Source organism: Algoriphagus sp., assembly GCF_024642405.1.
Lineage (GTDB): Bacteria > Bacteroidota > Bacteroidia > Cytophagales > Cyclobacteriaceae > Algoriphagus.
This window is the reverse complement of record NZ_JAHEBC010000145.1, coordinates 3,525-9,513: the sequence shown is the minus strand read 5'-3', so window position 1 is coordinate 9,513 and position 5,989 is coordinate 3,525. Positions and strand designations below refer to the sequence as shown.

At 40.3% G+C, this 5,989-nt stretch carries 4 protein-coding genes; 1 reads left to right on the top strand and 3 read right to left on the bottom strand.

Going from position 1 to position 5,989, the window contains the following annotated elements:
• Positions 1–418: 418 nt before the first annotated feature.
• The 3 genes from Q0L68_RS11915 to Q0L68_RS11905 all read right to left on the bottom strand — a co-directional run bounded on the left by Q0L68_RS11915 (position 419) and on the right by Q0L68_RS11905 (position 4,837).
• Positions 419–2,128: a GMC family oxidoreductase gene (locus Q0L68_RS11915; RefSeq protein WP_296703342.1), complete on the bottom strand. Its 1,710-nt coding sequence runs from the start codon at positions 2,126–2,128 to the stop codon at positions 419–421.
• Positions 2,121–2,678 (bottom strand): gluconate 2-dehydrogenase subunit 3 family protein, encoded by a 558-nt coding sequence (locus Q0L68_RS11910; protein ID WP_296703339.1) that lies wholly within the window; start codon positions 2,676–2,678, stop codon positions 2,121–2,123. The genes Q0L68_RS11915 and Q0L68_RS11910 overlap by 8 nt, the downstream gene beginning before the upstream one ends.
• A 110-nt stretch (positions 2,679–2,788) precedes the next feature.
• Positions 2,789–4,837 (bottom strand): alpha-L-fucosidase, encoded by a 2,049-nt coding sequence (locus Q0L68_RS11905; protein ID WP_296703337.1) that lies wholly within the window; start codon positions 4,835–4,837, stop codon positions 2,789–2,791.
• 240 nt (positions 4,838–5,077) lie between these two features.
• Between Q0L68_RS11905 and Q0L68_RS11900 the strand changes: the two genes are divergently transcribed.
• Positions 5,078–5,989 (top strand): TonB-dependent receptor plug domain-containing protein (locus Q0L68_RS11900; RefSeq protein WP_296703335.1); only part of this gene is annotated, 912 nt, incomplete at its 3' end.

Genomic DNA, 5,989 nt, shown 5'->3' with positions numbered 1-5,989 from the left:
AGTAAAGTGATCTTTATTTGCCCATATATCTGATTGACCCCAATTTTGACAATTATCTAATAAAATATAGACAGAATCTTTTGGATCACTTAGAGCAAACAATATTGAAAGAAAAATGAGTGATGTCAAATTCCACATAATTGAAATAGGATGTTTGTTTTACATAGTATTCTCTTATACTTTTCTAACGTTTTGACCCTTTAATACCCAGCCATGAACTTACAAATTAGGATTTAAAATCAATTGAAGCTTCGGGCTTAAAAATTAAAAACCCTCCCAGAATCGCTTCCAGGAGGGATTTTTATAATTTATTAACATTTAGAGATTTCTCCTTCCGCAAGCTTCAGTCGAAATGACTTTTATTCCATTTTCAGCTTTCTGACTTTACTTTCAGACTTCTCACTTAATCCTTCTGACTTTACTTCTTGCTTTCAGAAACCGCATGATGTGCTGCTCTCGCCGCAAAAGCCATATAGGTTAAGGAAGGGTTTTGTGTGGAAGTGGAAGTCATACTTGCTCCATCAGTGACATATACATTCGGCACGGCATGCAGCTGATGATTGGCATTTAACAGGGAAGTTTTTGGGTCTTTACCCATTCTTACTCCTCCCATCTCATGGATATCTAAACCAGGAGCTCTATGATCATCTCTGGTTCTTATATTGGTAAAGCCTGCTTTCTCAAACATCTCTGTCATCTGTTCCAAATAATCCTTCACCATTTTCTCGTCATTATCATCATAATCGACGCTAATCTTCAGCTGAGGCATGCCATAAGGATCTTTTAAGTTCGGATCCAAAGTCACATAATTGCTTTCCTTTGGAATGGTCTCTCCCATCATATGTGAGCCTACATACCATGGACCGTATTGATCAGGATTAAGTAAGTTTTCTTTCAGCTCCATCCCGACACCTTCAGTATTTGGCCTAACTCCTCGGCTTGCAGAGAATCCTGCCGCATAGCCACGAAGGAAATCTGTCTCTTGCTTATATAGGTTTCGGAATCTAGGGAAATAACCACTTGTAGGTCTCCCACCAGAAGTAGTGTACTCCGAGTGACCTTCATGTTGGGCAGAAACACCAGCCCTGTAGTTGTGGAATGCCACATATTTCCCAAGTAAGCCACTATCATTCCCTAATCCATTTGGGAAGCGAGAAGAAGTAGAATTCAAAAGAATCAAATTGGAATTCAAAGCTGCAGCATTCAAGAAAATCACAGGTGCATAAAACTCCTCCATTTCTTTACTATGCGCATCAATGATTCTAACGCCAGTGGCTTTGCCAAGTTCCTCATCATAAATAATGGAATGAACTACCGAATCTGGCCTAAGCGTCAAATTCCCTGTTTTTAAAGCCCAAGGTATCGTAGAAGAATTTGAACTAAAATACCCTCCAAAAGGGCATCCTCGCTGGCAAAGATTCCTATTTTGGCACATGGCACGGCCTTGCTGCGCATAAAAATCAGCATTTCCATGAATATGGGCACATCGGGCAGAAATCATGTGGCGATCATTGCCATAGTTCTTTTTCAATTGCTCCTGGAAATGTTTTTCAACAATATTCAGATCATATCCTGGCAAAAACTCTCCATCCGGCAAATTTGGAAGTCCATCTTTATTTCCTGAAACTCCTGCGAATTTTTCTACATGACTGTACCAAGACGCAATGTCTTTGTATCGAATCGGCCAATCCACTGCGAAGCCATCACGAGCCGGTCCTTCAAAATCAAAGTCTGACCAACGCTGCACTTGTCTCGCCCAAAGCAAAGACTTTCCTCCTACCTGATAGCCACGGATCCAGTCAAATGGCTTTTCCTGTACATAAGGATGCTCAGCATCTTTGACAAAGAAATGTTTGGCATCTTCACGAAAGGCATAACACTTACTGACCACCGGATTCGCATCTTTTTCAGCTTGTGTAATTTGTCCTCGATGCTCAAACTCATAGGGAAGCATATTGGTAGTAGGGTAATCTTTGATATGCTCCACATTTCTACCACGCTCCAGCATTAGGGTCTTTACGCCAAGGTCGCATAATTCTTTTGCTGCCCAGCTACCACTGATTCCAGATCCGATGACAATGGCTTCGTACGTCCGTTCTTGTTTGTTTCTGATATTTAAATTAGCCATTGATTCTGGGTTTTTGGATATCCGAAATCAAAACGGAACCATTGTATGCTCCCGGGATGAGTGAGTAAGGAATTACTTCGGATTGGATGTATTCAGAAGCCATATAGCCCTGAATTGTAAATCTTTTAGTGGTATTCAGGAAAAATGAAATTGCTTTGTTATTAGCACCTGCTTCAGTTTCATCTCCTTCGAGTTTCTGACCTGAAAGAATGATCGCTTCTTTCTCTTTATTACCCAAAGAAGAAAAACCCTTTGCAAATTCTGGAAATGCAGTTATGCCTGTAGTAAAAAGAGTTTGTTGCTCAGAATCCATGCAGTCATTTACCATGACCAAAATAAAATCAGGCACTTCGATATCTAGGGCACCTTTTATTTCTCCTGCGGGAATAATGACATTGGATATATTCCCAAGTAGTTGCTTTTGGGACTGGGTAATTTTAAGATTTTTATAAGCTGAGAGGATATCATCTGAACTGAAATCACAGGAAGGAATAAATGCTAATCCTCCTGAAATCAAAGCCAGATGCCTCAGGGCAATTCTTCTATTCATAAATCTATTATTTTGGGTAAGGTTAAATCGGGCAAATAATGTAACCAAAAAGGTCTTGAAAATCTACTCTTTTTGCCTAAACGGACTAAAATCCATTCTTACCTGTTTGACTATTTTGTTAAGACACCAACTTCTCCGAAAGTTGCTCCATTTCCATCCGCTGTTTTGGCGGATTTCAAACGAATAAACTTGGCAGTCACCGGCTCAAATCGAACCAATTGCTCAATTGGGCTATTCACAATATTTGAGAATTCGCCTGAAGCAACAGTTTTCCAGCTTGTCCCATTTTCACTCACCTCAAATTGGAAATTGGTTATGATTCCACTTGGGTACCTTGCCTGCATCGGCATATAACTAAATCCTTGAATTTCGATAGACTCTCCCAGGTCGATAGTCAGCATTCCATTCTTACTGGTAAAATAGCTGTTTGTGTTTTCGTCAATTGCTCTGGAATTTTCATCTTCAATGGCTTTCCAGGTGCCTTTTGGCAAATCAAGATCCAAACGAAGGGGATCACTCATTTTGTCAGTAGAAGGATCGTAAGAGCTAGCCATTAAGGTGGTGGCTTTGGATATTGGAATTGGGACAGAATACACCTGACTTTCTTTGGTAGGTGTACTTGCATCCAAAGTGTAATACAGTTCCAAATTTGTATCCGGAGCAGTCAAAGTAACTTCACCGGAGGTGGATCTCTTCGTACTCGGGGGTAACAATAATTTTGGAGCATGGTAAATACCAATTTCAGAAATCACCGGAACATCCTTAGTGTCCAAGAAATTAACTCGGATTTTTTGGGCTTCTTCATTAGGGAATCTCAAAATCCGCTTATGTCCAACCGTCGTGGCTTCAGTTACTTTTTCCCAATTGCCATTCACTTCTTTTTCCAATGAAAAAGCTTTTATTCGTTGACCCAGCGGGGCGTATTCCTGAATCAAAAGACGATTGAAAATAGTGGGCTTCCCAAAATCAATTTCCAGACTTCCTGATTTTTGCCCATCTGGAACTGACCAGAATGTTTCATAATCCTCATCTTGAACGTTTTCGGCTATAAAATCCGAACCCCGTTCCTCAGAAGCTGAGACCACCGCTTGTGCGGCAAGATTCACTGCGAAATCTTCCTCGATTTTATCTGCCAATTTCAAAATGGCTGCCTCATCATTTTCGTGAATCAATCCTCGTGTATCAATAGGGAAATTGATCAGTAAAGAGGTATTTCTACCAATGCTGTTATAATAGATATCCACCAGATTTGCTAAGCTTCTCACTCGGTGATCCTCATAGGTATGATAATACCATCCTGGACGGATGGAAACGTTAGTTTCTGCCGGAACCCAATGCGTTCCAAATTCCTGACCTGGAGCATATTTCTGTGGATAATCGGGCATTCCTGCATACACAGAATCCCGCATCAAATTTGCCCAATTGGTTTCGAAAGCCTCTCCATGCTCATTTCCAACCCATCTCACATCAGGTCCGCCATCACTGAACATAACCGCATTTGGTTGTAATTCTCTTACCAATTCATACACTTCTGGCCATTGGTAGTAAGTCAATTTATCTACTTTTCTAGTTTCATTAGCACCGCCATAGTAGCCATCGCCTCCATTTGCCCCATCAAACCAAACTTCGAAAATCTCCCCATAATTAGTGAGCAATTCAGTCAATTGATTTCTCATATATGTGATGTATTCCGGCTTGCCATAATCCGGATGATTTCTATCCCAAGGCGAATAATAAATCCCGAATTTCAATCCATATTCTTTACATGCTTCTGATAAATCTTTGATCAAATCACCTTTCCCATCTTTCCAAGGACTGTTTTTGACAGAGTGCTCCGTATAAGCCGATGGCCAAAGTACAAACCCGTCATGGTGTTTTGCGGTAATGATCAAGCCCTTCATTCCAGCTTCGCTCGCAACTCTTGCCCATTGTCTGGCATCGAGCTCAGTTGGATTAAATTGCTCAGGTTTTTCATCTCCAAATCCCCATTCCCGATCAGAAAAAGTGTTCATGTTAAAATGCAGGAAACCGTAATACTCGAGCTCTTGCCAGGCAATCTGACGAGGAGCAGGAACTGGTTCTACAGGAGCGATTGGAGCGCCTTTTTCTTGGCAAAATGTCAATCCCAGCAATAAGGCTGGCCAAATATATTTTTTCATTAGTTCTATTTCTTGATACTTAAAGCGAATTCGGATTCGAATATTAATGAAATTTTTACAAAAAGTTTTAGATAGTTTCTCTAAAAAAAAGATTAACTCATGGTATTTGCTCTGATACTATCTCTTTTACTTGGCTCATTTTATTCCATTTAATACTCTAATAACTATTTATCAAACATCAAATAAACCTTTGAAAAGGAATCTGACTTTAGTCTGCAAGATTCATGTTATTTTTCCTATATGAAAAAAGTAATCACCCTACTTCTATTTCTTTTAAGCTTCCACTTAAGCGCACAGATTAATTTCAGAGTTGTCGATGGCAACTCAAATTTACCTTTGGAAAATGTGAGAGTAAAAGCTGCCGGTCAGCCTATCCTCAGGACAGATACTGACGGGAACATTTCAGTTCCTGAAAGCAATACCATTTTGGTTTCTTTTGCTTTGGAAGGCTATGAGACTTTAGAGAATAACTTTGGCCCTGGGAATTATGAAATTCTACTCATCCCAAGCACATTAAACCTAGCTACCGTTACAGTCTCTGCATTCGAATCAGAAAGACCAATTTTGGAACAATCAGCTTCCATTTCTGTCATTTCAGAACGTGATTTCAATCGGTTCAATGAAACCTCTATCGTGAATTCTTTCAATACCAAACCCGGTATTCGGATTGAAGAACGAGCCCCAGCCTCTTATAGAATTTCGATTCGAGGGAGTTCGCTCAGAGCTCCTTTCGGAGTTAGAAATGTGAAAGTCTATTGGAATGAAGTTCCTTTTACTTCTCCGGATGGCACCACCGCTTTAAATTTATTAGACCTTAGCAACATAAGAACTGCAGAGGTAATTAAAGGACCCTCAGGGAGTATTTATGGAGCAGGAAATGGTGGAGTTGTAAGTTTGGCAAGCAAGGCAGATCCCAATGGTGGAAGAGTAAGCACCGATTTTTCAGCAGGAAGCTTTGGCATGACCCGATTCAGACTAGGATTATCCCAACAAATTGGAAAGGGTGGATTCGATGCTGCTTATGTTCAACAAAAATCAGATGGATACCGAGAGCAATCTGCTATGGACAGGAAAGTTTTTCAGCTAGGAGGTTATTTTCCTGTTTCTGAAAATCAGGAAATCAGAACCCAGCTCTTGATTTCGGATTTGAAT

Coding starts and splice junctions, on each gene's coding strand:
- Q0L68_RS11915 (WP_296703342.1), bottom strand. CDS start 2,128: ATGGCTAATTTAAATATCAGAAACAAACAAGAACGGACGTACGAAGCC.
- Q0L68_RS11910 (WP_296703339.1), bottom strand. CDS start 2,678: ATGAATAGAAGAATTGCCCTGAGGCATCTGGCTTTGATTTCAGGAGGA.
- Q0L68_RS11905 (WP_296703337.1), bottom strand. CDS start 4,837: ATGAAAAAATATATTTGGCCAGCCTTATTGCTGGGATTGACATTTTGC.